This window comes from Sphingomonas gilva (assembly GCF_003515075.1).
In the GTDB taxonomy this organism is placed as follows: domain Bacteria; phylum Pseudomonadota; class Alphaproteobacteria; order Sphingomonadales; family Sphingomonadaceae; genus Sphingomonas; species Sphingomonas gilva.
The window spans coordinates 429346-455354 of record NZ_QWLV01000002.1 but is presented as its reverse complement, the minus strand read 5'-3'; the positions used below and the strand labels follow the sequence as shown (position 1 = coordinate 455354).

Below are 26009 nucleotides of genomic sequence, written 5' to 3'. Positions count from 1 at the left end.
GATATATGGCAGCATGCCGTAGCGAAAAATGGAACCAGGGTTGGTGCAGACTCGAGCCGAGATCGTTGCCTGGGTGGCCGGACATGTGATCCCGCATGAAGCCGCCTTGCGTGCGCGGCTGCTGCGAATGACCGCGTCGGCCCAGGAAATCGATGATATCGTGCAGGATGCCTATCTCAGCATCGCACGGCTGAAGAGCGTCGCCCATATTCGCGATGGCCGGTCCTATCTGTTCGCCACGGCTCGCATGGTCGTGCTGCAGCGGGTCCGCCGCGACCGGATCGTCCGGATAGACAGTCTGACAGATATGCAGGCGTTGACCCTCGAGGACGACGATCCCGGTCCCGAACGCCATGCCGGCGCCCGGCGCGAACTGGAACGGGTCCGTCGCCTGATCGACGCGCTTCCCGGGCGATGCCGTGAGATATTCGAACTCAGGCGCGTGCAGGGCGTGCCGCAGCGCGAGATCGCAGCGCGGTTGGGCATTCCCGAACACGCGGTCGAACAGCAGGCCACCCGAGGCCTGAAATTAATCTTGCAAGCGCTCGCCGGCGATGGCGACGACGCCCAACGCAACTCGAGAAAAGCAGATGCACGGACCAATGACAGTCACAACAATGGATGACGACGGCGCCGCGCGCTGGGCCATCCTGCTCGATTCCGGCTCACTCACGCCGGAACAGCAGGCCGAGTTCGACGCCTGGCTGGCGGCCGACGAACGCCGCGAAGGTTCGCTGCTTCGCGCCGAGGCGGCCCTGGTCTATCTCGACCGCGGCCGCGCTCTGGCTGGCGCTTCCCAAGCCGCGCCACCGCACCCGTCCGATACGCGATCGATATTCAGCCGCCGCGGATTTCTGGTCGGAAGTGCGTTGGCTGGGACTGTCGCGGTCGGCGTCACTGGTCTGTCATTCATCCAGCCGAGCGAGGAGATCGCTACCGCCGTGGGGGAGGTGCGCCGGTTGCCACTGGCCGACGGCTCGGTCGCGACCGTCAACACCGCCAGTCGCCTGGCGATCGCGATGCAACCCGAACGCCGTCAAATTACGCTCGAAGACGGCGAGGCATGGTTTGAGGTGGCGCACGATGCGGAGCGCCCCTTCGTCGTCGATGCCGGCGACGTCCGCGTCCAGGCGATCGGCACCGCCTTCTCGGTGCGCCGGCATGCCGACGGAGTTGATGTGCTCGTCACCAAAGGGATGGTCGAAACATGGCGGGTGGGTCGTGAATCCGAGCGGACCCGTGTCGGCGCAGGCGAGCGGACCTTCGTGGCGCGCGGTCCATCGCCCGTTTCCGTGCAAGCCGCCGGTCCCGAGATCGAACGCGCGCTGGCCTGGCGCAGCGGTGGGCTGGCGCTCGACGGCGAGCCCCTGGCCTATGCGGTGGCCGAACTGAATCGCTATAATCGGCACCAGCTGGTCATAGTCGATGCGGCGCTCGGCCGACGGCCGATCGTTGGCTATTTCAGGACCAGCGAGCCAGAGAATTTCGCACGTTCGGTCGCCGTATTGCTAGACGCGCAGATCGAGACTCGCGGCGAACAGACCAGATTGATTTCCAAAGCGCCGTAATTTTTTCTCGGCATCGGCATCGGAAGTCCACCGCCCAATCATCTTTACCTTTAACGGGGACGCACAAGCGTTCTCATATGGGGGAGGACGACAGATGCGGGGAATTATTGGGTCGGAATATCGTACGCATGCCATGGTGAGCGTCGCGGCAATCGTCGCGATGAGCGTCGCCAGTCCGGCGATGGCGCAAACACGCAGTTTCAATGTGCCCGCGCAGGCCGCATCCCAGGGTATACCGGCATTCGCCCAGCAGGCGGGTCTTCAGATCGTCGCCGACGGTAGTGTCGTCCAAGGCAAGCGGACCAATGCGGTGGTGGGCGATCTGCCCGTTGACGAGGCGCTGCGCCGGCTTCTGTCGGGCACCGGGCTGATCGTAAGCGGTGACGTGAATGCAAACGGGATCATTATCATCGTCGCGGCACCGCAGGTACAATCGGAAGCATCACCAATCCAATCTGAGCCGCGGTCGGACGACATCATCGTCACGGCGCAGAAGCGCGTCGAATCGATTCAGGACGTGCCAATCGCCATTACGGCGCTGTCATCGGAAGACCTCAACGAACAGAAGATCGAGGGCGGCCCCGACATCATGCGCGCGGTGCCGAACCTGACCTTCTCCAAATCGAACTTCACCAGCTACAATGTCTCGATCCGCGGCATCGGCACCAAGGCGGTGTCAGCTTCGACCGATCCGGGCGTGGCGGTCAGTTTCAACAACACCGCACTCATCCACAACCGCTTCTTTGAGCAGGAATTCTTCGATCTCGAACGCGTCGAGGTGCTGCGCGGGCCGCAGGGCACGCTCTACGGCCGCAATGCAACCGGCGGCGTCATCAACCTGATCTCGGCCAAGCCCGATCTCGATGAGTTCGAGGGCAGCATCAAGGGCGAGGTCGGCAACTTCAACAGCCGCCGTATGGTCGCGATGCTCAATGTGCCGTTGTTCACCGACCAGCTCGGCCTGCGCGTCGCCGGGGCGATGACTCAGCGCGACGGCTATGATTACAATTCGGTGACAGGGAACCGCATCAACGGCCGCGACCTCTGGTCGCTGCGCACGACCTTGGGCTTCGAACCGACGTCGTGGTTTCGCGGCAACGTCATCTGGGAACGCTTCCGTGAGGACGACAACCGCTCGCGCACCGGCAAGCAACTCTGCCACCGTGATGGCAGCCCCGACATGATCGGATCGACGCCAACGCGGCAGACAAATCCCGGCCCATCGAGTGTACGCTTTCAGGAGGCGCGCGCCGCCCTGTTCAGCACGGGCTGCAAGGCGGGGAGCCTCTATGACGATGATGCGTTCGGCACGCCCAACGGGCTCGCGCTGGCCTATGTGTCCGGCGCAATCACTGCGAATAATAACACGTTCGCAGGATACGCCCCGGATTCTGCAGGGGTATTCCGGCCGGCGAATATCGTCGACCCCATGACCGATCCATATGGCGGCATGATGCAATCACGCAATCTGCGCGAGGTGGCGTCCATTCGTGATCCCCGTTACCGCGCCAGTTCGGATATTCTGGAACTCAATCTCGACATCGATTTGTCGGATGGCCTGACTCTGTCATCCCAGACCGCCTACAACTGGGACGAGGTATACAGCTTTCAGGATTACAATCGCTTCAACACCGTCCCCATATTCAACGATACGTCGAACTGGGTGACATTTCCCGGGACATTGGGCAGGCCAAGCCAGTTTCGCGATATGGCTCCTAACGGAGTATTCTGCGATCCCCAAATCGGCTGTTCGGATCGGCTCGCAGTCTTCGATGTCTCGTCCGCCGTTTCCAAGCAGTTCGTGCAGGAGGTGCGGCTACAATCGGACTTCGACGGTCCTTTCAATTTCAGCATCGGCGGCAATTACACGCGGTTCAAAACGCAAAACGACTATTATGTCATGAGCAATCTGCTCACCGTGCTCGCTATGATGCCACCGTTTAACTACAGTGGAAATCAGACGACATGCAGTCAGGCTGCGTGGAATGACTTTTCAAACGGCGGCGCACAAAACCCAATTCGGGACTCGCTATGCCCTTATATCGACCCGAATCCGGTCGAGAGCATCGACGGCGATGGTCACAACTATTTTCGCAGTTCTAACCCCTATGAACTGAAAAGCTATGCTGCGTTCGGCGAGTTCTACTACAACATCAATCCCGACCTGAAGTTGACGGGCGGGCTGCGCTACACGCGCGACGAGAAGCAATTTACGCTGGTTCCCAGCCAGTTGCTGCTCGCGCCAACGATGCTCGCCGGCGGTCGTATCGGCACTGGCTATCCCGCTCTCGGCGACGTCAATCTGAAATGGGGCGAGTTCACCGGCCGCTTCGGGATCGACTGGAAACCCGATCTTGGCTTTACCGATCAGACGTTACTTTATGCCACTTACAGCCGTGGCTATAAGGCCGGCGGCGTCAATCCGCCCGTGCCGGATTTTCCTTCGGGTGAGGATTTGCTCGAATACGGGGCCATTTCGCAGGAGCTTTACGATCAATACAGCGCGCTCGGCTTCTTCCCGCTGCTCGAATTAACGGCTGTGAACTATGGTCAAACCTTCGAGCCGGAATTCGTCAACGCGTTCGAAATCGGTATGAAGAATTCGATGATGGGCGGGCGGCTGACGCTCAACGCCAGCGCCTTTTACTATGACTACAGCAACTATCAGGTTTCGCAGATCCGCGACCGCACCGCGGTCAACGAGAATTTCGACGCCAAGATTTGGGGCGCCGAACTGTCGGCGCTGTTCGAGCCGGTCGACCGGCTGCGCTTCAACGCTAACGTTGGTTATCTCAAGACGCGCATCGGAAATGGCGAACGGTCGATCGATCCGATGAACCGAAACTTAGGCGATGCCAATTACACGGTCTTCAAACCCTGGGTCCAGTTGCCGTCGAACTGCGTGGTGCCGACCGCAATCGCCGAAGCTTGGCTTCAACAGACTGCGCCGCCCCGAGCACCGTTCGGCAGCGTGGGCGAAGTTTGCGGTGGTCTTGGAGGCCTACAAGGCGTGCTCAATGCGCTGCTCATCGATCCCTCGACCGGTCAAGCATATGATCCTGCGAATTACCCGGAACTCAACGGCGGCGCGGGTCTCCATACCGACCTCTCGGGCAACGAGCTTCCCAACTCTCCGCGCTGGACCGTCAACCTCGGTGCCGAATATACCATCCCCTTCGATGGTGACTGGAGCGCGACGATCCGCGGCGACGGATACTGGCAGGCAAAAAGCTGGGCGCGCGTCTACAATCTGGATCCCTATGATCGGCTGCGCAACTGGTCCAACTTCAACCTGTCGCTGCGGGTCGAAGGTCCGGATGATCTGGCTATCGAAGCCTATGTAAAGAACCTCTTCGACTCGACGCCGATTACCGACGCCTTCCTCAACTCGGACGACAGCGGCCTCACCACCAATGTATTCGTGCTCGATCCGCGCATCATCGGCTTTAGCATTTCCAAAGCCTTCTGATCTTCCCCTCCCGGGGAAACTCAACCGCCTGCGTCTCTTCTCCCCACAAGAGGCGCGGGCGGCCTTTTCTCGAGCCTGCGATGTGAAGTTGGAGTCCGGTTCCGCGCTAACGGCACGTCCGATGTGCACCACGCCAGGTCTTCCTGCCGCATATGTTACGACGAAGTTCTCCACATGTTCAGCAAATACTGAACTGATCGACAGCCAGTGATGCGCAAGAGAATGGCCATAGCGGTTGTAGTAGAATTGCGCTTCGGCTTTTGATATCAAGTGGCTAACGTTTGCCGGCGGGGGGCTGCCATGAACGTGAGAATGCTTCATATTCATTGCTTTTTGGGCGCGTTATTCACGCTTGCCCTGACGCACGAATCCGTCGCTCAGTCGGTCGATGCCGACCAGCAAAGTGGCGTCGTGTTCAAGCCGACCTCCTCTTTCGGTGCGGGGAGCGTGAAGCTAATCAATGGGCAGGCCGTGGATGAGCAAGATTGGCGCGCGCTGTTTGTCGCGGTGATTGGCGAATATGTCGATAAGGACGGCAGGAAGATTCCAAAAACTTGCTCGGCCACGCTGGTCGGGCGCGGCGTCGCGCTAACGGCGGCACATTGCATCGACGCTAAAGGCAACAAGAGCACTCAGCGTAAGGCAGCGCTGCAGTTGCCGGGTTTGCCGACAATCGTGTTCGACTGCGCGATACCGGCTCAGTATCTCGAGCAGGAATGGGATCCAAGAGGTCCCCGACATCCTGACGACTTCGCGCTCTGCACCTTCACCGTGCCAGACCCGGTACCGCCTCGGATTGATGTGAGGTTTGAAGCACTTTCGTTTGCGCCAGTGGGCAAGGCTGCCTCGGTACTCATGACTGGTTTTGGCTGCAAGGTGTTGGCAATCGACGCCAACGGTCTTGTCGGTGTCGGACAAGACAATGTCCTAACAATCGGAGATAGTGTCGTCGAATCGGCATCGGATGGGCAGCGGTTCCTTACAACCCGCTCGAATTGGAAGACCCAACCAGCGCTTTGCCCCGGTGATTCCGGGGGGCCGCTTATGGTCGGTGCGACCACTGCAACGCCCACCGGGACCAGGCAAAGCCCACGACGCATAATTGGGGTCAACTCGAACGTCGTTCCTGTTGCGCGGACCTCCGATGGCTACGATCTGATCTCGCGTATGGCGCCGATGACATCGTCGGCGTTCGTCAAATTCATGGCCGATTGGCAGCAGGGCCGTTCTGGCTTCACCATCTGTGGTGCCCCTAACGCAAAGGCAGGCTATCCGTGTCGCGATTGACGATTGTCGCGGTAGGCGCGCTGGCGCTGGTCTCGCCGGCTGCTGCCCAGCAGGAGCCGCAAATGCTGCGCGCTGTTCGCGACCTGCCCGGTGATCTCGTGCGCGATATCGCGGCGGGAGCCGAAGTGAGTCAATTCGATCCCCAGCGCTTTCCAGACCTTCGCGAATTTAACGCGCGACGTGTGATTCAAGTGAAATGCGGCAGTGTAAGGGAAGAGTATTGGAGTGAGCTGCAACGTATCAACAACATATCGCTGACACTTGATGAATCACTTGGCGATAGAGCCTATACCATTCGTTGGCCTGCTTGTCTTTATTTGGAGCAGGATGTCGAAGCTGTAGTCCAGCCGAATGAAAGTGCTTTCAAGATCTACGAGCGTCTCTTGGGCGATAAACCGTCGAAGGCCATGGTTATTGACTTTTTTGGTGCCGATTCCCTCGACCAGATTAAGTCAGTCCAACCCGGAGATAAACTTCCAGTTAAGCGTAGGAGTCGAATCAGCACTATCCTGCCGGTGAACCCGTTCCTAGGTCGGAAGTTGACGATGATGACCGAGAGGGCCGGCCACTTTTCGGATCCGCAACTGCGTGCGGTGCAGGCGGCTGTCGCGTCCGTCCGGCAGCCCGAAATGGTAATTGCCGCAGGCTATACTGCCTCGACCGGAACAATCGAGGAGCCGTTAGAATGCGCGGATGCGATGGCGCCGACCGATCTGACCCGTCAACGTGTTGCATCAGCGTATCGTTACGCTCGAGAACGTCTTGCCGACCTTCAAAGCAGCCGCGTGCCGGTCGAAGTGATGATTGTCGACAACGGCTTTTTGGGAGGAGCGAAGACCTTTGCTGGCTTTATGGCTAACCCGGGATTCCCTGGAAAGCATTACGCTCGCTATACAGGTGGTGAGATTGGCCCAACGCTGTTCAATGGCACTGTGCCGCCGTGGATCGCAGCGCCCGAACCGTTCCACGCAGTGGCCGGCCATGGAACCCATGTCGCAATGCTAGCTCTAGGGGGCCCCGACTTTCTGCCGAAAGTCAGCGAACTTACCGCAGATGACACAAACACCTTTCTGCGCCTCTCGTTCATAAATGTGGGAAATGGCAAAGACGTGTTGCTTCCGAACTCATCCGGCGAGCTTCGCGATCAGCTTGCTTATTCGAACTTCCGCGTTGTCAATATGAGCATCGAATATCAGGACGATGCCGACGCCACCGTACGGGAGGATTTTCGTTACATCTTCACCAATCGCGCGAATGCCAACAAGCTTTTCATTGTTGCAGCTGGAAACGATGCGAAGGTTGCCAATGATCGCTTCCCGGCAGCCTTTGGCGGGGAGGGCAAGAGCAATGTCATCGCTGTCGGCGCAGTACGTCAAGACGGCGTCGTCGCGCAATTCAGCAACTGGGGACCGACCGTCGACTTTGCCGCGCCAGGCTGTGGCGTCGAGTCGATCATCAACCATCGTTACGAGCGGTTGAAGCTTAGCGGCACTTCGCAGGCGGCGCCGCAGGTCTCCTTTGTCGCGGCGATGCTTCACACACTGGGGGGTATGACGCCGAGCGAAATTAAGACCCGGCTGTTGGTTAGCGGCTCATTGCTCGCCAATCCCAAGGCTGCCGACCCAACGGGCGGGCGAAAGCCGACGGCAGTGCGCTCGCGGTCGCAGCTCGATGCGGAGCGGGCATTCTATCTCTTCGACGATGTCTTGGAGCTCGCCGACGGGCGCCGATATCTGGGAACTATCAAGGAAGTGAATAAGCTGACCTGCAAAATCGACGAGGCGCCCGTCCCGCAGGCAAAGGAGGCGCTATGGGCATTTAAGCGCGACGCGTCGCAGGCTTGGGTGTTTCCTGGCCGATCCTCTGCTTCTTTTCAGACGCCGTGTGCCTGGGAAGAATCGCCAGACGCCAGCGTGATCTTCGAAGCAACCAGACAAATCACCGAGAATGGGCCGAAACCGCTAGGCCCAGACGAAGAGGCTTTAATCCATAAGCCGCTCGGGGAGGTGTTTTATGTCGTCGCGCGACATCGGTGATTGCAAACTGAGGGGGCCGGAATGAGATATCTACTATTTTTGCCGCTCTTGGCGGCGTTGCCCGCGTGTACGACCAACCTTGAATCACGGATTGTCAGTACGAGCGCTGGGTCAGGGGCCGCGCCTACAAGCGGCTGGTCTTATCACCTTCCAAGACTCGATTATACGATCGAAATCGGGCGCACCCTGACGACATGCCCCAGCCCGGAAAATCCCGAGGTCGGAATTGAGATCGAGGCACTGGCTGCCTCGACCTACGGTGCGGGCGAAGAGGTCGTTCTCGACTATTCTCGTCTCACCAACGGTAATAAGACGACGAGCGTAACTTTCGAGAATCATCCAAGCGGCCTCCTGAAATCCATAAACGCGCAAGTCGCCGATCAGAGTGCCGCATCGGTGAAGGCGGGCGTGGGTCTCGCAGTGGGCGTCGCCAAGCTACTGATCGGGGTCCCGACTTTACCGGGGATGGGAACTACTCAGGCGGCCGACGTGCCACCTTGGAAAGCCACGCTGACATGCACGCAAATCGCCATCGACCGAACCAAATCGCTCAAGGCGCTCCAAGACGACCGTGACAGTAAAAGCAAGGCACGGGACGGAGCCGTCGCGGATCTTGCAGGCTACAATGCCGATTATCTTGGCGATACCGACCAGCCTGATTCGGTGAAGCAAGGCCGGAAGACAAAGGCCGAGGATGTGCGCAAGAAGACAAAGGCAGCCGCCGAGGCCGTGACGGCCTATGGTAAGGCCAAGGATCTACTCACGTTTCGCTCTCGATCCAATTTCCCTGCCGATGCCGCCTCGTTCGCACTTTTGGAAGCCACTCCTGCCGATGTCGGCGGGAAGCTTGCGGACATGTTGAAGATCGAGCTTTCGAACGGCGCAGCGGGCGTCGCGACCGAAATCTGGGTGATCTGCCCGAATCTACAGGTGCGCCCGACCGCCGCGGATTGCGGCAAGGATGCGAGTGGATTCCCGCTGGGCAAAATGACCACCGCGCAGGAGGAGATCGACAAGCTGCTTACAAAGGCAGCGGTCGCACGAGATTTTCGGCCAATCCGCAGGCGCACGACGATCTCGGGATTGACCTCGGCCAGCCAATGCAACGCGGACACGAAAAGCCCTTGTGGAGTGCTCTACCGCGTGCCGACCCCGGCGCGTCTCCAGCTCTGCAAGCTGACAGAGGCAAGCGATTGTGGCGGGTTGCTGCCGGGCAACGCCAACATAGTGCTACGCGAGGAACGCAACGCGCCCCAGCTCGGCGGCGTACGATCGTTGCCGCTACGCAACGACATGTTTGAGGGTAATAGCTTGGTTGCCGCTTTCGCACCGGACGGTATGCCGGTTTCGATGACCTACGCGAAGACCGGTGCGGAGTTGCCTGGCTTACTGGGGGCTGCAGGCGAGGTTGTGACAGGTGCGAGTGAGATTGACGCTTACAACCGGGCGCGAGGTCTCAGGGAGACTCAGAATGCGACTACGATCGCCAACGCGCAGACGGCGCTGGACCTGGCGCGGCGTAAGGAGATGGACGCGGAACGCGAGCGAATAGAAGCGCAGGCCAAGCTCGACGCATTGGTCGATGCGACGACGGGAAACATGCCATGATGCAAATGGTGGAGGTCGATCGGCGAGCGGTGCTGGCGGGCTTCGGCGTTGGAGCAGTGGCCGTTGCCGCGAACGCTCGAATTGGAGCGCCGTCGGCGCCGCACCCTCGTGTGCGGCGTGAGATTCGCGACCTAGAACGCTGGTTCCCCGACGATCTCAATCGGTTGAAGAATGCCGTCGCTGAAATGCGCAAAAGTCGGGCGGGGGCGATGGCATGGGACAAAAACGCGGAGATCCACTCGCGTAGATGTGGAGTGCCGTCCGGGGAAATCCATCGCACATTACATTTTCTGCCCTGGCACCGCGCCTTCCTGTGGGCGACGGAGCGTAATCTTCAGCATGCGATTGGCGATGAGACTGTGAGCCTGGCTTATTGGCACTGGCCTGTGCTTGGCGCGGTCCCGGCGTCGTTTCGCGCGACGCCACTGGCGCACGATCGGACTCGGCTTGATCTCTTTGCCCACGAATATGCTTTTCAATCGGCGATGGACTCCGCTGAGCATTATGTCGGCAAGATCGAAGAACGCGAGGGCTGGCCCGTAGTCACGCAACTGGGCTTTGGTGGCTATGATGTCGTCCCCGGGCCGTTGTCGGTGCTTGAAGGGACACCACACGGATCGGTCCATAATGCCCTCGGCAAAGACATGGGAAACATCAAGTGGTCGCCACGCGATCCGCTTTTCTTCGGCCATCATGCCAATCTCGATCGCATGTGGGAAACGTGGCGTGGCGCATCCCATTCGGCGCGTCGTAGAACTGAACCTTGGCAAGACCGCCTTTTTGCCGAAACGGTGTTTGAGTTTTTCGACTTGGCCACGGGCAAAACTCGGAATTTGCGTGTTGCCGAAGTAAGCGAAACCGCTGCGCTCGGGTATCGCTACGCACTTCCGGGCGAAGGGGTCGATGGCGGCCAGCCGGTCGGGACCAGCACATCCGGTCAGAACCAGAATGAAGTGCCAGATCCTGCGTTGCTGGGCGTGCCGCTCGCGAGCGGTGATGCACGTATCGGGCTGCCCACGGTCGCGGTGTCGATCGCCGAAGAGGGAAAGGCGAAGGCGATTCTGACCGTCCAAGGCATCCAAATACCGGCGAATCAGGGTGGTACGGTAGCCATCTATCTGTTTGATCGAAAGCACGGCGCCTTTTCGCCTAGGCGTGCGGCATTTGTTGGAACGATCGGACTGGTGCAGCAGGATACCGCGACCGAGATTGCGATCGCTCTAGATGTGACCACGGCGTTACGTCAGTTCCCCATCGAGAGTGGCAGGATCGGCGTGGCGATCGTTCCGGTCGGTCAGGATGACGCTCTTTCGCTCGCAGTATCCGGCTACGCGATCGAAATCGTCCCTCAATGAGAATGATTCTTCGTCACCTCCGCTGAGACAAACGGTCTGGCTGGAATGGTGAGACCCGTGTCAGCGGTTCTCGTATCCGGCGATGAGGCCGACCTGCCGAGCAAAGAACCAACTTATACCTTTTAGGCGGCGACGCCCGGCCTTCGTTGTGCACCTTGCGCCAGGAAACCTTTGGGTGCGCTGAGAAGGCCCTCCCGATTGGTCGGGTTTCCTCGGATGTTGGATCAGTGCCCCCGCTAATTCGGCGGCGGGCGGAGTCCCGCATGTCCCCAACCAAACTGCTCATCGGCCAGATCATCATTGTCTTTGCGATCGTCATCGCGGGCGTGTGGTTTGCTACCCAATGGGCCGCTGCCGAACTGGCTTATCAGTCCGAACTCGGCCAACCGTGGTTGGTCGTCGGCTCATTGCAGATCTATCGCCCCTGGGCCTTGTTCGGCTGGTGGTATCACTTCGATGCCTATGCGCCCGATATCTTCGACCGAGCGGGCGCAATCGCCGGTGCGAGCGGCTTCCTCGGCTGCGGCGCGGCGGTCTTCGGTTCGCTGTGGCGGGCGAGGCAAGCGCGCCACGTCACCACTTATGGGTCGGCGCGTTGGGCGGATGCGCGGGAAATTCGGCAAGCAGGATTGTTCGGCGATACCGGCGTCTTCCTTGGCCGGATCGGTTCGGCCTATCTCCGCCACAACGGTCCCGAGCACGTCATGGCATTTGCGCCGACGCGCAGCGGCAAAGGGGTCGGGCTCGTCGTTCCGACCCTGCTCGACTGGGGCGGCTCGGCGGTCATCCACGACATCAAGGGCGAGAATTGGGAGCTGACCGCGGGCTGGCGCGCGCGCTTTTCACATTGCCTGCTGTTCAACCCGACCGACGGCCGATCCGCCCGCTATAATCCCTTGCTGGAAGTCCGCCGCGGTGCCGAGGAAGTCCGTGACGTGCAGAATATCGCCGACATATTGGTCGATCCCGAGGGCGCACTCGAACGACGCAGCCACTGGGAAAAGACGGCGCATTCGCTGCTCGTCGGCGCGATCCTCCATGTGCTCTACGCCGAGGAGGAAAAGACCCTCGCACGGGTCGCAACCTTCCTGAGCGATCCGCAGCGCAGCTTCATTGCGACGCTCCGGCGCATGATGGCGACCAATCATATCGGCACCGACACGACGCCGATGGTTCATCCCGTCGTGGCCTCCGCCGCCCGCGAGTTGCTCAATAAGTCCGAGAACGAGCGCTCGGGCGTGCTGTCGACCGCCATGTCCTTCCTCGGGCTCTATCGCGATCCGACTATCGCCGAAGTCACCTCGCGGTGCGACTGGCGCATTGCCGATATTGTCTCAGCGGATGCGCCGGTATCGCTCTATCTCGTCGTGCCGCCGTCCGACATCTCCCGGACCAAGCCGCTGGTGCGGCTGATCCTCAATCAGATCGGCCGCCGCCTGACCGAGCACCTGCATGGCGCGACTGATGTGCGTCGCCACACGCTGCTGATGATGCTCGACGAGTTTCCCGCGCTCGGCCGCCTGGAATTCTTCGAGACGTCGCTGGCGTTTATGGCTGGCTACGGCGTGCGCGCCGTCCTGATCGCCCAGAGCTTGAACCAGATCGTCAAGGCGTACGGCGAGAACAATTCGATCCTCGACAATTGTCATGTCCGGATCGCTTTTGCCACCAACGACGAGCGCACCGCCAAGCGCGTGTCCGATGCACTCGGCACCGCGACTGAACAGCGCGCGATGCGCAACTATGCTGGGCACCGTCTCGCGCCATGGCTCGCGCATGTCATGGTCAGTCGCCAGGAGACCGCTCGCGCGCTCCTCACGCCTGGTGAGGTCATGCAGCTGCCGCCGGTGGACGAGCTTGTGCTCGTCTCCGGCCTCCCGCCCATTCGGGCGCACAAGATCCGCTATTTCAAAGACCGGAATTTTCGCGACCGCGTTCTGCCCGCGCCGGCGTTGGGTTCGACCCCCTATGCCGATCGTCCCGCACCACGAGGCGATGATTGGCAAGGCCGTCTGCGATTGCTCGATCACCGGCTTGCGCCGAATGCCGACATGGGCGGCGATGATGCGGCCGGCGGGCTTCAGCAGGAGCGCCATCCCAGCTTACCCGACGATCGTGCGCCGCTTCCGGTGGAACCGACGACAACCGATCCCCTCGGTCTGATCGAGGACGAAGGCGATCCCGCCGCCGACAAGCGCGCGATGGACCGGACACGGTCGCTGAGCGCCGTGACCGCCGCGCATGCCGTCAACGAATCCGCCGATCGCGGCGACGATCTTCTTCCGAGCTTCTGAGTCATGCGCACGCCCCGCATCCGCCACCAGCTGTTCTTGTCCGAGCCGCTCAGCGCCCGGCTCGACGCGCTCGCGGCTAAGCCCGGCGCGTCCAAATCGGCGATCCTCGCCGACGCGCTGGAGGCCTGGCTCAACCGGCGTGGCACAAGCGAACTCGAGGACCGGTTTGGGCTCCGGCTCGACCGCATGACGATCGCCCTCGGGCGGATCGAACGCGACAGCCTGATCCTGCTCGAATCACTGGCGCTGTTCGTCCGCTACGAACTGGCGATCCATGCCCCGCTCGCGGAGAACGACCAGGCTGGCCGCGCGATAGCACGCGAGCGCTTCAACGCCTTCGTTTCGCAGGTCGGTCGGCAGGTCGCCGGAGGCAGGCGCAGCCTTGGTTCCGGCATCCCGGACGGGGGCGGCCAATGACCGCTGCGCTCTCCGCAGATCGGCGCCGGGTGATGCTGCGCACCGCGATGGGCGGCGACATCGCCGCAGCGCTCGCCGACCGCCGCGTCGTCGAGATCATGGTCAACCCCGATGGTGCGCTCCGGCTCGACCGGTTGGGCGAGGGGCGGACCGACACGGGGGTGCGCTACGATCCCGCCCAGGTCGAACGGATCATCCGTCTCGTCGCGAGCCACGCGCGAACCGAAGTTCATGGCGGTTCCCCTATCGTCTCGGCCGAGCTGCCGCCGCACGGTGAAGGGGCGGGCGAGCGGTTCGAAGGCGTGCTGCCGCCCGTCTCGCTCGCCCCGTGTTTCTCGATCCGCAAGCCTGCGACGCGCATCTACACGCTGCTCGACTATGTGAACGACGGGATCATGTCGGCCGATGCCGCACGGCTGCTGTCGCTCGCGGTCGTTGACCGACGCAATATTCTCGTCGCCGGTGGCACCAGTTCGGGCAAGACGACGCTCGCCAACGCACTGCTGGCCGAGATGGCGCATCTCGACGAGCGGGTGATCCTCATCGAGGACACGCGCGAACTGCAGTCGTCGGCGGCCGACACGGTAGCGCTGCGCACCCGCGCTGGAGCGGTGACGATGGCCGATCTGGTCCGCTCGACGCTCCGCCTCAGACCCGACCGCATCATCGTCGGCGAGGTTCGCGGGCCGGAAGCGCTCGACATGCTCAAGGCTTGGAACACCGGCCACCCGGGCGGCATCGCCACCGTCCACGCCAACAGCGCCGCGTCCGCGCTCTACCGGATCGAGCAACTCGTCCAGGAAGCGGTGGTGACGGTCCCGCGCCGGCTGATCGCCGACGCCATCGACATGATCGTGTTCATCGCCGGCCGCGGCACCGCGCGCCGGGTGGGCACGATTACCCGCCTCGTCGGCCTCGATCCCGACGGTGACTACGCCGTCATCGACCTTTCCCCCGATTACTGTCCAGCATCCCAAGGAGACTGAGCATGCGCTTGCTTCGCATCCCCTATCGCCGTCACGCCCATCTCGTCGCGCTCGCTATCGCCGTGTCGGCGACGCTCTCTGTCCGGAGCTGGGCAGCTGGATCGGGCATGCCGTGGGAGGAACCTCTGCAGCAGGTACTCGAATCGGTGCAGGGGCCGGTCGCCAAGATCGTCGCGGTGATCATCATCATCACCACTGGCCTGACGCTCGCGTTCGGCGAGACCTCGGGAGGGTTTCGCAAGCTCATCCAGATCGTCTTCGGCCTGTCGATCGCGTTCGCCGCTTCGTCCTTCTTCCTCTCCTTCTTCAGTTTCGGCGGCGGGGCGCTGATCGCATGAGCGCCGTCCACTCCGGTTCCGGCCAGCCGATCCAAGGCTTCGAGGCGCCGATCCATGGCAGCCTCGGATCGCCCCTTCTGCTCGGCGGCGCGCCGCGTGGCATCGCGATCGTCAACGGCACGATCGCCGCCGCGGTCGGCTTGGGTCTCCAGCAATGGTTGATCGGCCTCGCGCTCTGGGTCGTCGGCCACAGCGTTGCAGTCTTCGCCGCCCGCCGCGATCCCGATTTCGCGCCCGTGTTGCTACGCCATCTCCGCCAGAAGGGGTATTTCGCATGCTGAGGCTGTCATGTTGAATCTGGCCGAATACCGCCAGCGCGCTGACCGGCTTGCCGACCATCTGCCCTGGGCGGCGCTGGTCGCGCCGGGCATCGTCCTCAACAAGGACGGCAGCTTCCAGCGCACCCTCGCGTTTCGCGGACCCGACCTCGAAAGCGCTACCGAAGCCGAGCTGGTCTCGTGCTGCGCGCGTGCGAACAATGTGCTCAAGCGCTTGGGTTCAGGCTGGGCGTTGTTCTTCGAGGCCGAACGGCGCGAGGCGATCGGCTATCCACACAGTGTTTTCCCCGACGCCGCGTCCTGGCTGGTCGACGAGGAGCGGCGCGCCGGTTTCGCGGCGGCGGGCCAGCATTTCGAGAGCCGGTTCCATCTGACTCTCACTTGGCTGCCACCGGCCGACAGCAGCGACGCCGCAGGACGCTCGCTGGTCGCACGTCCCGACGACGGCAAGGGCCGCGATTGGCGCGCAGCACTTGCCGGTTTCCTCGCCGAGACCAACCGGGTGCTCGACCTGTTCGCGGGTTTCATGCCCAAGGTTCGCGCATTGAGCGACGCCGAGACGCTGACCTATCTGCACGGCGTGATATCGGACTGCCGCCACGATGTGGCCGTGCCGGAAACGCCGATGTATCTCGATGGCGTGCTCGCCGACACGCCGTTGATTGGCGGACTCGAGCCGATGCTCGGCGACCTTCATCTCCGCCCGCTGACGGTGCTCGGCTTTCCCAACATGAGCCGTCCCGGCATCCTCGATGCGCTCAATCATCAGGATTTCGGCTATCGCTGGGTCACGCGCTTCATTTCGCTCGACAAGACCGACGCGACCAAGGTGCTGACCAAACTCCGGCGGCAGTGGTTCAACAAGCGCAAGTCGGTCACCGCGCTGCTGCGGGAGGTTCTCTACAACCAGCCCACCCAGCTGCTCGACAGCGATGCCGACAACAAGGTCGTCGATGCCGATCTCGCGCTCCAGGCGCTTGGCGGTGATCATGTCGCCTTCGGCTATCTCACCACCACCATCACCGTCGCCGATACCGACCGAGCGCATGCCGAGGAAAAAGTCCGCGCCGTCGAGCGGATTGTCAACGGGCTCGGCTTCACCGTGAAGCGCGAGGGCATCAATGCCGTGGAGGCGTGGCTGTCGAGCCTGCCGGGCCAAGCCTATGCCAATGTCCGACAGCCGCTGGTTCATACGCTCAACCTCGCTCACCTCATGCCGCTGTCGTCGGTATGGGCGGGGCCGACCGACAACCGACACCTCGCAGCACCTCCCTTGCTCCACGCCCAGACGGCGGGATCGACGCCGTTCCGGCTCTCCACGCATGTCGGCGATGTCGGACACATGCTCATTGTCGGTCCGACCGGGGCTGGAAAATCGGTGCTGCTGGCGCTGATCGCCCTGCAGTTTCGTCGCTACCACCAGGCTCAAGTGATCATATTCGATATGGGATTTTCCGCCCGGGCCGCCGTGCTCGCGATGGGCGGAAGTCACCACTCACTCGGGCCGCAACCCGAACATGGCGATGACGGCGGACTGAGCTTCCAGCCGCTGCGCTTCATTGAGGACGAGAGCGAGCGCGGATGGGCGGCGGACTGGATTGCCGCGCTCCTGTCGCACGAGAAGGTGGTCGTTACGCCCGAGATCAAGGAGGCGATCTGGTCCGCTCTGTGCAGTCTGGCAACCGCACCGGCGGAGGAGCGGACGCTGACCGGCCTCGGCATGGTGCTTCAGTCAAACATGCTCCGGACCGCGCTCAACGCCTACATGATCGACGGCGCCTATGGCGGTCTGCTCGACGCCGCCAAGGAGCGGCTGGCGCACGCCAGCGTGCAGTGCTTTGAAACCGAGGCTTTGATGCTGCGCAAGGGCGTCGTCGCGCCGGTGCTCACCTATCTGTTCCACCGCATCGAGAAGCGCTTCGACGGTCGACCGACCCTGCTCGTGCTCGATGAAGCATGGAGTCTGCTCGACGATCCCCTGTTCGCCGCACGCATCCGCGAATGGCTGAAGACGCTCCGCAAGAAGAACGTATCGGTCGTGTTCGCGACGCAATCGCTCGCCGACATCACCGAAAGCAGCATCGCACCGGCGATCATCGAAAGCTGCCCGCAACGCATCCTGCTGCCCAACGATCGGGCGATCGAGCCGCAGTCGCGCGCCGCCTATGAGCGCTTTGGGCTCAACGACCGACAGATCGAACTGGTCAGCCGGGCCACGCCCAAACGGCATTATTACCTGCAATCCGCACGCGGCAACCGGCTGTTCGAGCTCGGCCTGGGGCCGATCGCGCTGGCGCTATGTGGCGCCTCCGATCCCGCCAGTCAGGCGCGGATCGATGCGTTGCTCGCCGAACATGGCGCCACCGATTTCGCCGCGCACTTCCTGACTGACGCCGGTCTCGGCTGGGCCGCCGACCTGCTTGCCGAATTTGCCGATCCTCAAAGTGCAACCCGAGAGAAGGAGCTACCGCTGTGACCAGGCTGTCCCGCTTCGCGCGATCCACGACCGGCAAATATCTCATCGCATCCGCGCTCGCGCTGGCGGCAGCCGGATCACTCGGCATGGCGCTCACCGCGCAGCCCGTCCGAGCGCAGATCACCGTGTTCGACCCGACCAACTATTCGCAGAACATGCTGACCGCCGCGCGCACGCTCCAGCAGATCAACAACCAGATCCAGGCGCTGCAGAACCAGGCGGCGATGCTCACCAACATGGCGAAGAACCTCGAGCGGATCGACTTCCCTGAACTGCAGCGGCTCAATGCGACGATGCAGCAGATCGACCGGCTGATGGGCGAGGCGCAGGGCATCGATTTCCGGATCGACGGGATAGACGCGCAGTTCCGGCGGCTGTTTCCGCGGAGCTTCAACCGTGCGCTCACCGGAGACCAGCGCGTGATCGAATCCCGCGCCCGGCTGGACACCGCGATGGCGGCGTTCCATCGGACGATGCGCGTCCAGGCGCAGGTGGTCGGCAACGTCCAGGCCGATGCCGAGGCGCTGTCGGCGATCGTCGCCAGGAGTCAGGGCGCCGAAGGCGCGCTGCAGGTCGGGCAGGCGACCAACCAACTGCTCGCGCTCACCGCCAAGCAGCAGTTCCAGATCCAGCATCTGATGGCGGCGCAATACCGCGCCGAGGCGATCGAGCAGGCGAGGCGTGTCCAATCGCAGGCCGATGCGCGCGCCTCGACCACCAGGTTCCTCGGTTCCGGCTCGGCCTACACGCCATTGCCCCCTGGCCGATAGGCCTGGGCCGGACACGGGCGGCGCGGACTTCACCTCTCCGCTGCCGCCGCCGCGGGGTTGGTTTGCTCCCCTGGGCCAGCCCCGCGGCCACTTTCATCGCGTCAGGATCGTCATCGACATGAACGACCTCAATGTCATCGACCGCTTCATGGAGGCCTTCATCCGCTACATCGATAGCGGGTTCGGGTTGCTCGGTCCCGATGTCGCCTTCCTGACCGCGACGCTGATCGCGATCGACATCACGCTCGCCGGACTGTTCTGGGCGATGGGCGGCGAGCAGGACGTCATCGGCCGCTTTCTCAAGAAGATCCTCTATGTCGGCGCGTTCGCATTCATCCTGAACAGCTTTGCGACGCTCGCCGACATCATCTTTCGATCGTTTGCCGCGGCGGGACTGACCGCCGGCGGCGGCACCTTGTCGGCCGACGATCTGCTCAAGCCCGGTCGGCTGGCCGGAACCGGCTTCGAAGCGGCTTGGCCGCTGCTCGATCAGGTATCGAAGTTGTCGGGCTTCACCACCTTCTTCGATAATTTCCTGACGATCGCCGTGCTGCTGTTCGCCTGGGCGCTCGTCATCCTCGCCTTCTTCATCCTTGCGGTGCAGATGTTCGTCACGATTATCGAGTTCAAGCTGACCACGCTCGCCGGGTTCATCCTCGTCCCGTTCGCGCTGTGGAACCGAACCAGCTTCCTCGCCGAGCGGGTGCTCGGCAATGTCGTCTCGTCGGGGATCAAGGTGATGGTGCTCGCCGTCATCGTCGGCATCGGCGCCAACTTTTTCTCCGAGTTCGCCACAGCTCTGCAGGGACAGGAGCCGGATATCGGCCAAGCGCTGAGCCTGGTGCTGGCCTCGCTGACGCTGTTCGGGCTCGGCATCTTCGGCCCCGGTATCGCGTCGGGGCTGGTTGCCGGCGCGCCCCAGCTCGGCGCTGGCGCCGCGCTTGGTACCGCCGTCGGCGCGGCCGGCGTGACCGCGCTCGCCGGCGGCGCGGCGGTAGGTGCTGCGAGCGTCGCTGGTGGCGCGGCGCTCGGCGCGATCCGCGCCGGGACGGCGATGGGGTCCGCCGCATTGGCATCGTACCAGCTCGGTCAATCCGCCGCCGGGTCGTCCAGCGTCGGCGCCGGGATCGGCAGTATGGCGCGGGCCGCCGGGAACGCCGTCCGCCAGAAGGCAGGGAGCGCGCTTGGCATCTCCGCCGCCGTGCAATCCGGGCGCGATGCCGCTTGGTCGGCACTGAATGGCGAAGCATCCACACGCGGCGAGTCGCCGCAGGTTGGCGGCGACGCCGCCCCGTCGTGGGCGCGCTCGCTGCGGCGTCAACAGGATGCCCGTCACCACCGCCAAGTCGCCCTCCAAGCGCTTCGTGAAGGCGATCGCGGTGGTGCCTCTGCCGCCCCCGACATCAAGGAAAGAGAGGATTGATCCATGATCTTCAAGCGCAGCGTCCAGCGCTATGGACGCACTCCCGAACCCGAAACGCCTCACCAGCGCGCCGGCCAGCTGTGGGACGAGCGGCTCGGCTCCGCCCGCGTCCAGGCGCGCAACTGGCGCATGATGGCGTTCGGGACGCTGGCGCTCTCGACCGCGATGGCGAGTGCGCTGACCTGGCAATCGCTGCAGAGCCGCGTGACGCCCTATGTCATCGAGGTCGATCGGCTGGGCGAAGCGCGAGCGGTCACCGAAGCCGAGGCTGGCTACCGTCCGACCGATCCGCAGATCGCCTGGCATCTGGCGAAGTTCATCGAGAATGTCCGTTCGGTCTCGCTCGATCCGGTGCTGATGCGACGCAACTGGCTCGCCGCCTATGATTTCGTGACAGGGCGCGGCGCGCAATTTCTTGGCGATTATGCGCGTAGCGCGAAGCCATTCGCCGATATCGGTGAACGGACGGTGTCGGTGCAGGTGACCAGCGTCGTGAGGGCGTCCGACCGCTCGTTCCAAGTCAAATGGACCGAAACCGCTTACGAGCGTGGCAGCCAGGCCGGCGTGTCGCGCTGGACGGGCATCCTGACGGTGGTGACCAAACCGCCGGCATCGGCCGAGACGCTCAGAAAGAATCCGCTCGGCATCTATATCGAGGCGATCGACTGGAGCCGCGAGCTCGAACCGGCCGCCTTGTCGTCGCCTGCGGCGACGCCAGCGCCATCGCCACCGCCACCGCCGGCGAACCTGCCTCTTGGTTCGCCGCTCGATCCAAATCTCGCAATTCAGCCCAGCACTACCCCTGTCCTGGAGGCCCAACCATGACCCGCATCTTTGCCATCGCCGCGCTATCGACAACCGCATTCGCGTCGATCGTCGCTACTGAGCCATCGCTGGCGACGCCGGGACAAAGCGGCGGCGCGTCGCACGCTCACCCCACCGCGTCGGTCGCGAAGGTCGCCGCAGCAAACAAGGCGGCCACCGTTGAACCGGCACAGCAAAGTTTCATCAACGCCGTGCAGGTGTATCCCTATCACGAGGGCACGATCTACCGGGTCTACACCGCGCCTGAACGGGTAACCGACATCGCGCTCCAGCCCGGTGAAGTGCTCGGCGCGGTCGCCAGCGGCGATACGGTGCGCTGGGTGATCGGCGATACGACCAGCGGATCGGGCGACACCAAACGCACACACGTTCTGGTGAAGCCTTTCGCCGCCGGTCTGTCCACCAATCTGGTCATCACTACCGACCGGCGCAGCTATCATCTCCAGCTCACCAGTACTGGCAAGACCGCGATGGCGGGCCTGTCCTGGTCCTATCCGCAAGATGCGCTCATCGCCCTCGAGCGCGCCCAAGCCAGAGCGGAAGCTGCCGCACCTGTCGCAGCCGGCCTCCAGCTCGAGCAGCTCGACTTCAACTATGCTGTATCGGGCGATCGTCCCACGTGGCGGCCGCTCCGCGCATTCGATGATGGACGTCAGACCTTCATCGAGTTTCCGGCAACGCTCGCGGTCGGCGAAGCGCCGCCGCTGTTCCTCGTGGACGGCAACGGCGAGGCGCAACTGGTCAACTACCGCGTCAAAGGCCGCTTCTACATCGTCGATCGGCTGTTCGACGTAGCCGAGCTTCGCCTCGGAACCAAGGAGCAGACGGTCGTACGTGTCACGCGGATTGCGGCCGAGAAGCGCGCCCGGAGGGGCTCATGACCGGAGCCGCTAAGCCAGCGACGGATGAGCAGGCACCGCGCGCTCCCAAGCTCGACCCCGAGAGTTTCGCCCTGCGGGCCCCGCCGGCGCGCGCGATCCGGTTCAGGCGGGGCGCGGTGGTTGCCATCGCTGCAATCGCCTCGGTCAGCATCATCGCCACTACGTGGTTCGCGCTGACGCCAGCCGCGCGACAGATCGCGGGCCAGGCCGCCGACTCCAGTGTCACGGTGAAGGCACCGGCGGATACGCTGAGCGCGCTTCCGGCCAGCTATGGCGATGTTCCCAAGCTTGGTCCGCCGCTACCCGGCGATCTCGGACGGCCTATTCTCGAACATCAGCGCGCAATGGCGACCGAAACGGCGAGCGGATATGCCGGGCGCGCCGAACAGGCCGCCATCGCAGAGCGCGAGCAGCTCGTCGCCGAACTGAAGGTCGCGAGGGAATCCGGTCTGCTGGTTCAATCGGGAAGCGGCGCGCCTCCATGGGTCGAGCCCGCGGATGCTGTCGCGGCTGGAGCGACTGTCGCTTCCGCGCCCGCACCATTGGCCATCGATCCCAACCGTGATGCGAACGCCCGGCAACGGAAAGCCGATTTCGTCGGCGCCCAGGCAAATGGTGGCGACGTCAATCCGCAGGTCCTTCGACCGGCGTCGTCGCCTTACATGCTGTCTGCGGGCAGCGTGATCGCTGCTAGTCTGATCACAGGACTTCGCTCCGACATTCCTGGTCTGGTGACTGCGCAGGTCACCGAACGCGTGTTCGACAGCGCCACCGGGCGTATCGAACTCATCCCGCAAGGCGCCCGCCTGATCGGCAGCTATGACAGCGTCGTCGCCTTCGGTCAGCGCCGGGCGCTTGTCGTGTGGCAACGGATCATCATGCCCGATGGCAGTTCGCTGACGCTCGACAATGTCCCGGCGACCGATCCTTCGGGCTATGCCGGACTTGCCGACAAGGTCGATTTCCACACCTGGACCCTGCTCAAGGGTGTGGCGCTATCGACGCTGTTGGGTGTGGGCTCCAACCTGACTTTCAGCGGCGAGAGCGATCTTGTCCAGGCAATCCGTGAATCCACGCAGCAGAACGCATCGCAGGCGGGCGATCAACTGACATCGCGCAACCTGCAGATCCAGCCGACGATCACTATCCGACCTGGTGCCCCGGTACGGCTGGTGATCCACCGCGATCTGATCCTCGCACCATGGAAAGGATAGGAAAATCATCATGTCGGAATTGAAACTTCCGCGTTTGCCCGACCGAAAGCCTGTCAAACTGACCATCGCCGTGCTGCCCGAATTGCATCAGGCCCTGCTGGATTATGCCGGCGTGTATGCCGAGGTCTATGGTGAGGAGGAATCGGTGAGCGAACTGATTCCGGCAATGCTGGCAGGCTTCCTCGCGAGCGACCGTGTGTTCGCCAAGGCCAGAAAGACGGACCGAGCGAGCTCGTGAGCTTGCTTGTATGGGTGGCCTCGATCCCGAACTGGCTGAACTCATAAAAGCCCTTGCACGCGCCGCGGTATCGCGCGACCGTGCCGCTAGGAAAACGGCGCGGCGACCGCAAACGGAGCAATGTTCTCCTCCGTCACCGCGCGAAGGTGATCGGGATGCGCACGCTAATATACGCACGCTACAGCAGCCAGCTGCAAAACAGTCGTTCGATTGAAGATCAGGTCCGCGTCTGCATGGAGCGAGCGGCCAGCGAAGGCTGGCAGGTTGTCGACACTTTCAGCGATGCTGCAATCGGAGGCGCCGCAGGCACCTCCAAGCGCCAGCGGCCAGGGATGAGCGCGCTTCTGGCGCGCGTCGAGGTCGGCGATATCGAGCAGGTGCTCGCCGATACAACGAGCAGGATCGCGCGCAATCAGGGTGATGCCCATCACATCCGCGACCGGCTCAATTTCTGCGGCGCCCGGCTCTTCACGCTGGGCGATGGCGAGATTGATGCGTTCAAGGGCGCGATCAAGGGCCTCCTTGACGAGCAGCAGCGCAAGGAACTCGCCCACAACATCAAGCGGGCACAGCGCGGTCGAGTGGCCGAAGGCCGCGCGCCGGCCGGGCTCGCCTATGGCTATCGAACTGCCAATCGCATCGACGATCGCGGGCGCTTCATTCGTGGCTTAAGGGAGATCGATCCCGATGAAGCGGAGGTCATTCGGCGCATTTTTCGCGAGTATGCCGCTGGCCAGTCCGTGCGCGCGATCGCCGAACGTTTGAATTCCGATCGCATCCCCGGACCACGGGGCGGGCTTTGGAAAGGGTCGACGATCATCGGCGGCAAGAAGCGCGGTGATGGCACTCTGCGCAATCGGCTTTACGTCGGCGAACTCGTTCACAACCGGACGAGCAAGGTCGTCGAGCCGATGAGCAGGACGGTTCGCATCAGACCCAACGAGAACGACACCTGGTTGGTACAGGCAGTCCCGGAGCTTCGAATCGTCGAGCAGAACCTTTGGGATCGCGTTCAGGAACAACTTGAAGCTCGAACGATAATCCAGCCTGAGCAGCAGCGCCGACCGAAACATCTGTTGTCGGGAATGGGCAAATGCGGCGTTTGCGGCAGTGGGTGGATCAGAATCAGGTCCGGCTTCTGGGGATGTGCGGGTGTCCGCGACGGTGCCGGCTGCTCGAACACCCGAATTATCAGCGACGATCGTTATGAAACGCGCGTGCTCACAGGGTTGCAGGAGCGACTACTGGATCCGGATGCGGTGGATCTTTTTGTGCGTGAGTACCAGGAGGAGAGCATTCGGCGCGATCGCGAGGAGGGACGCAATCGCTTGAGGCTCGAGCGAAAGCTCGCGACGGCGCACCGACAGATGAACCGTCTTGTCGATGCTATCGCTGACGGCGGAAAGACTTTTCCGCAAGTGAAGGAGAAGATGTACGCCGCGCGCGAAGAAATCGCTGCCTGCACCGAGGGGCTGGCGGCGATCGAAGGTGAGCGCGTCATTGCCTTGCACCCAAAGATTGCCGCTGACTATCGGCGCGAAGTCGCGGCACTGAATCGCGCCTTGAAAAGCGACCAGACAGAGGAAACGCGCGAAGAAGTAATCCCCCGATTGCGCGCGCTAATCGACTCGATCGTCCTGACGCCGGCAGCGAAAGGCAGAGGAGTCGATATTGAGATTGGCGGCCGTCTCGCGAGAATGATCGAATTGGCCACGGGGCGACCTCTCGATGACCAAGGTATGTTAGCCATGGAGCGGGTGAGGGGAATCGAACCCCCGTCGTAAGCTTGGGAAGCTTCTGCTCTGCCATTGAGCTACACCCGCGCGCCGGATCAGCGCCATGCCCAATCCGGCGGTGCAGGTCAACGCCGTGCTAGCGGGGCGTTCGTTCCTCGTGCCGCGGCGATACGAAGGGAGGCATGCGGCCGGCGACGCGCGACCGGTCGACGAACTGGTGCTTCAGCGCAGCGCCGACATGCAGCACGACCAGCGCGAGAGTGATCTTCACCAGCAGCTCGTGCACCTCGCCCGACGCATCGCCGGCATCCTCGGACAGTCCCGGGATCAGCGGCAGACGCAGGCCGAGCGCCAGCCCCGTCGTCGCCGAATCCGCTCCGCCCGAAACGGCGGCGAGACCGGTCAGCGGCAGCGCGATGAGAAGGAAATAGAAAGCGCGGTGGTTCCACACCGCGGCGATCCGTTCCCAGCGCGGCAGCCCGGGCGGGAAGGGCGGGGGCTTGTGCATCAGCCGCCAGACGAGCCGCAGGATCGCGAGCAGCAGGATCAGCGCGCCGATCGTCTTGTGCCATTCGAACCATTGCCCGCGCTCCGGCCCGCGCTCCATGCCGTGGAAGGTGAAGCCGATATAGACCTGCGCGATCACCACCAGCGCGGTGATCCAATGGAGCGCGATCGCGACGTTGTTGTAGCGCAGCAATACATCCGGCTGCGGTTCTGCCTCGGGTACGGTCGCCATGCCTGCCTCCTCTGCCGGCGGATCAACGCCGCGCGCGCGCCTTTTTTCCCGGGCGGATGATTATCACGGCC

General features: G+C 62.8%; 21 protein-coding genes and 1 tRNA gene. 20 read left to right on the top strand and 2 right to left on the bottom strand.

From position 1 onward, the window contains the following. The first annotated feature begins 85 nt into the window (after nt 1–85). From D1610_RS06780 to D1610_RS06685, 20 genes are all read left to right on the top strand, one after another. On the top strand, nt 86–625 hold the full coding sequence (locus D1610_RS06780) for an RNA polymerase sigma factor (RefSeq protein WP_222926950.1): 540 nt from the start codon (nt 86–88) through the stop codon (nt 623–625). Beyond that, nucleotides 618–1568 carry a FecR family protein gene (locus tag D1610_RS06775; protein ID WP_222926949.1) on the top strand — a complete coding sequence of 317 codons (951 nt, stop codon included), beginning with the start codon at nt 618–620 and terminating at the stop codon, nt 1566–1568. Before D1610_RS06780 ends, D1610_RS06775 begins: the two co-directional genes overlap by 8 nt. Before the next feature lie 94 nt (nt 1569–1662). Further along, on the top strand, nt 1663–5037 hold the full coding sequence (locus tag D1610_RS06770; RefSeq protein WP_222926948.1) for a TonB-dependent receptor: 3375 nt from the start codon (nt 1663–1665) through the stop codon (nt 5035–5037). Nucleotides 5038–5349: 312 nt separating this feature from the next. Continuing rightward, nucleotides 5350–6324, top strand: a complete 975-nt coding sequence (locus D1610_RS06765) for a trypsin-like serine protease (protein ID WP_182466725.1) — start codon at nt 5350–5352, stop codon at nt 6322–6324. Beyond that, nucleotides 6321–8360: a S8 family peptidase gene (locus D1610_RS06760; RefSeq protein WP_222926947.1), complete on the top strand. Its 2040-nt coding sequence runs from the start codon at nt 6321–6323 to the stop codon at nt 8358–8360. The genes D1610_RS06765 and D1610_RS06760 overlap by 4 nt, the downstream gene beginning before the upstream one ends. 21 nt (nt 8361–8381) lie before the next feature. Then, complete coding sequence (locus D1610_RS06755; RefSeq protein ID WP_147414281.1) at nt 8382–9968, top strand: hypothetical protein; 1587 nt, start codon at nt 8382–8384, stop codon at nt 9966–9968. After that, nucleotides 9965–11323 (top strand): tyrosinase family protein, encoded by a 1359-nt coding sequence (locus D1610_RS06750; protein ID WP_118863367.1) that lies wholly within the window; start codon nt 9965–9967, stop codon nt 11321–11323. Before D1610_RS06755 ends, D1610_RS06750 begins: the two co-directional genes overlap by 4 nt. Before the next feature lie 263 nt (nt 11324–11586). Beyond that, nucleotides 11587–13617: a conjugal transfer protein TraG gene (locus D1610_RS06745; protein WP_118863366.1), complete on the top strand. Its 2031-nt coding sequence runs from the start codon at nt 11587–11589 to the stop codon at nt 13615–13617. Nucleotides 13618–13620: 3 nt separating this feature from the next. After that, entirely contained in the window at nt 13621–14034 is a 414-nt protein-coding gene (locus tag D1610_RS06740; RefSeq protein ID WP_118863365.1) for a ribbon-helix-helix protein, CopG family, read from the top strand. Next, nucleotides 14031–15020 (top strand): P-type conjugative transfer ATPase TrbB, encoded by a 990-nt coding sequence (gene trbB, locus D1610_RS06735; protein ID WP_118863364.1) that lies wholly within the window; start codon nt 14031–14033, stop codon nt 15018–15020. Before D1610_RS06740 ends, trbB begins: the two co-directional genes overlap by 4 nt. Nucleotides 15021–15022: 2 nt before the next feature. Continuing rightward, nucleotides 15023–15358 carry a TrbC/VirB2 family type IV secretion system protein gene (locus tag D1610_RS06730; protein WP_118863363.1) on the top strand — a complete coding sequence of 112 codons (336 nt, stop codon included), beginning with the start codon at nt 15023–15025 and terminating at the stop codon, nt 15356–15358. Beyond that, complete coding sequence (locus tag D1610_RS06725) at nt 15355–15639, top strand: VirB3 family type IV secretion system protein (RefSeq protein ID WP_118863362.1); 285 nt, start codon at nt 15355–15357, stop codon at nt 15637–15639. The genes D1610_RS06730 and D1610_RS06725 overlap by 4 nt, the downstream gene beginning before the upstream one ends. Nucleotides 15640–15646: 7 nt before the next feature. Next, entirely contained in the window at nt 15647–18112 is a 2466-nt protein-coding gene (trbE, locus tag D1610_RS06720) for a conjugal transfer protein TrbE (RefSeq protein WP_118863361.1), read from the top strand. After that, the gene (trbJ, locus tag D1610_RS06715; RefSeq protein ID WP_281268954.1) at nt 18109–18882 is read left to right on the top strand and encodes a P-type conjugative transfer protein TrbJ; all 774 of its coding nucleotides are present in this window, start codon (nt 18109–18111) and stop codon (nt 18880–18882) included. Before trbE ends, trbJ begins: the two co-directional genes overlap by 4 nt. A gap of 118 nt (nt 18883–19000) precedes the next feature. Further along, entirely contained in the window at nt 19001–20305 is a 1305-nt protein-coding gene (gene trbL / locus D1610_RS06710) for a P-type conjugative transfer protein TrbL (RefSeq protein WP_118863360.1), read from the top strand. Between the two features lie 3 nt (nt 20306–20308). Further along, nucleotides 20309–21130 (top strand): conjugal transfer protein TrbF, encoded by an 822-nt coding sequence (trbF, locus tag D1610_RS06705; protein WP_118863359.1) that lies wholly within the window; start codon nt 20309–20311, stop codon nt 21128–21130. Beyond that, on the top strand, nt 21127–22011 hold the full coding sequence (trbG, locus tag D1610_RS06700) for a P-type conjugative transfer protein TrbG (RefSeq protein WP_118863358.1): 885 nt from the start codon (nt 21127–21129) through the stop codon (nt 22009–22011). Before trbF ends, trbG begins: the two co-directional genes overlap by 4 nt. Continuing rightward, nucleotides 22008–23225 carry a TraB/TrbI/VirB10 family type IV secretion system protein gene (locus D1610_RS06695; protein WP_118863357.1) on the top strand — a complete coding sequence of 406 codons (1218 nt, stop codon included), beginning with the start codon at nt 22008–22010 and terminating at the stop codon, nt 23223–23225. Before trbG ends, D1610_RS06695 begins: the two co-directional genes overlap by 4 nt. A gap of 10 nt (nt 23226–23235) precedes the next feature. Further along, nucleotides 23236–23463 carry a DUF2274 domain-containing protein gene (locus tag D1610_RS06690; RefSeq protein ID WP_118863356.1) on the top strand — a complete coding sequence of 76 codons (228 nt, stop codon included), beginning with the start codon at nt 23236–23238 and terminating at the stop codon, nt 23461–23463. A 155-nt stretch (nt 23464–23618) separates the two neighbouring features. Then, a complete protein-coding gene (locus D1610_RS06685) occupies nt 23619–25247 on the top strand; it encodes a recombinase family protein (RefSeq protein ID WP_118863355.1) in 1629 nt (542 codons plus the stop codon). Here D1610_RS06685 and D1610_RS06680 read toward each other — a convergent pair. Beyond that, nucleotides 25213–25286, bottom strand: a tRNA-Gly gene (locus D1610_RS06680). The genes D1610_RS06685 and D1610_RS06680 overlap by 35 nt on opposite strands. A 49-nt stretch (nt 25287–25335) precedes the next feature. Further along, nucleotides 25336–25938: a cytochrome b gene (locus D1610_RS06675; protein WP_118863354.1), complete on the bottom strand. Its 603-nt coding sequence runs from the start codon at nt 25936–25938 to the stop codon at nt 25336–25338. Nucleotides 25939–26009 lie beyond the last annotated feature (71 nt).

Coding starts and splice junctions, on each gene's coding strand:
- D1610_RS06775 (WP_222926949.1), top strand. CDS start 618: ATGGATGACGACGGCGCCGCGCGCTGGGCCATCCTGCTCGATTCCGGC.
- D1610_RS06770 (WP_222926948.1), top strand. CDS start 1,663: ATGCGGGGAATTATTGGGTCGGAATATCGTACGCATGCCATGGTGAGC.
- D1610_RS06765 (WP_182466725.1), top strand. CDS start 5,350: ATGCTTCATATTCATTGCTTTTTGGGCGCGTTATTCACGCTTGCCCTG.
- D1610_RS06755 (WP_147414281.1), top strand. CDS start 8,382: ATGAGATATCTACTATTTTTGCCGCTCTTGGCGGCGTTGCCCGCGTGT.
- D1610_RS06750 (WP_118863367.1), top strand. CDS start 9,965: ATGATGCAAATGGTGGAGGTCGATCGGCGAGCGGTGCTGGCGGGCTTC.
- D1610_RS06745 (WP_118863366.1), top strand. CDS start 11,587: ATGTCCCCAACCAAACTGCTCATCGGCCAGATCATCATTGTCTTTGCG.
- D1610_RS06740 (WP_118863365.1), top strand. CDS start 13,621: ATGCGCACGCCCCGCATCCGCCACCAGCTGTTCTTGTCCGAGCCGCTC.
- trbB (WP_118863364.1), top strand. CDS start 14,031: ATGACCGCTGCGCTCTCCGCAGATCGGCGCCGGGTGATGCTGCGCACC.
- D1610_RS06730 (WP_118863363.1), top strand. CDS start 15,023: ATGCGCTTGCTTCGCATCCCCTATCGCCGTCACGCCCATCTCGTCGCG.
- D1610_RS06725 (WP_118863362.1), top strand. CDS start 15,355: ATGAGCGCCGTCCACTCCGGTTCCGGCCAGCCGATCCAAGGCTTCGAG.
- trbE (WP_118863361.1), top strand. CDS start 15,647: ATGTTGAATCTGGCCGAATACCGCCAGCGCGCTGACCGGCTTGCCGAC.
- trbL (WP_118863360.1), top strand. CDS start 19,001: ATGAACGACCTCAATGTCATCGACCGCTTCATGGAGGCCTTCATCCGC.
- trbF (WP_118863359.1), top strand. CDS start 20,309: ATGATCTTCAAGCGCAGCGTCCAGCGCTATGGACGCACTCCCGAACCC.
- trbG (WP_118863358.1), top strand. CDS start 21,127: ATGACCCGCATCTTTGCCATCGCCGCGCTATCGACAACCGCATTCGCG.
- D1610_RS06695 (WP_118863357.1), top strand. CDS start 22,008: ATGACCGGAGCCGCTAAGCCAGCGACGGATGAGCAGGCACCGCGCGCT.
- D1610_RS06690 (WP_118863356.1), top strand. CDS start 23,236: ATGTCGGAATTGAAACTTCCGCGTTTGCCCGACCGAAAGCCTGTCAAA.
- D1610_RS06685 (WP_118863355.1), top strand. CDS start 23,619: ATGCGCACGCTAATATACGCACGCTACAGCAGCCAGCTGCAAAACAGT.
- D1610_RS06675 (WP_118863354.1), bottom strand. CDS start 25,938: ATGGCGACCGTACCCGAGGCAGAACCGCAGCCGGATGTATTGCTGCGC.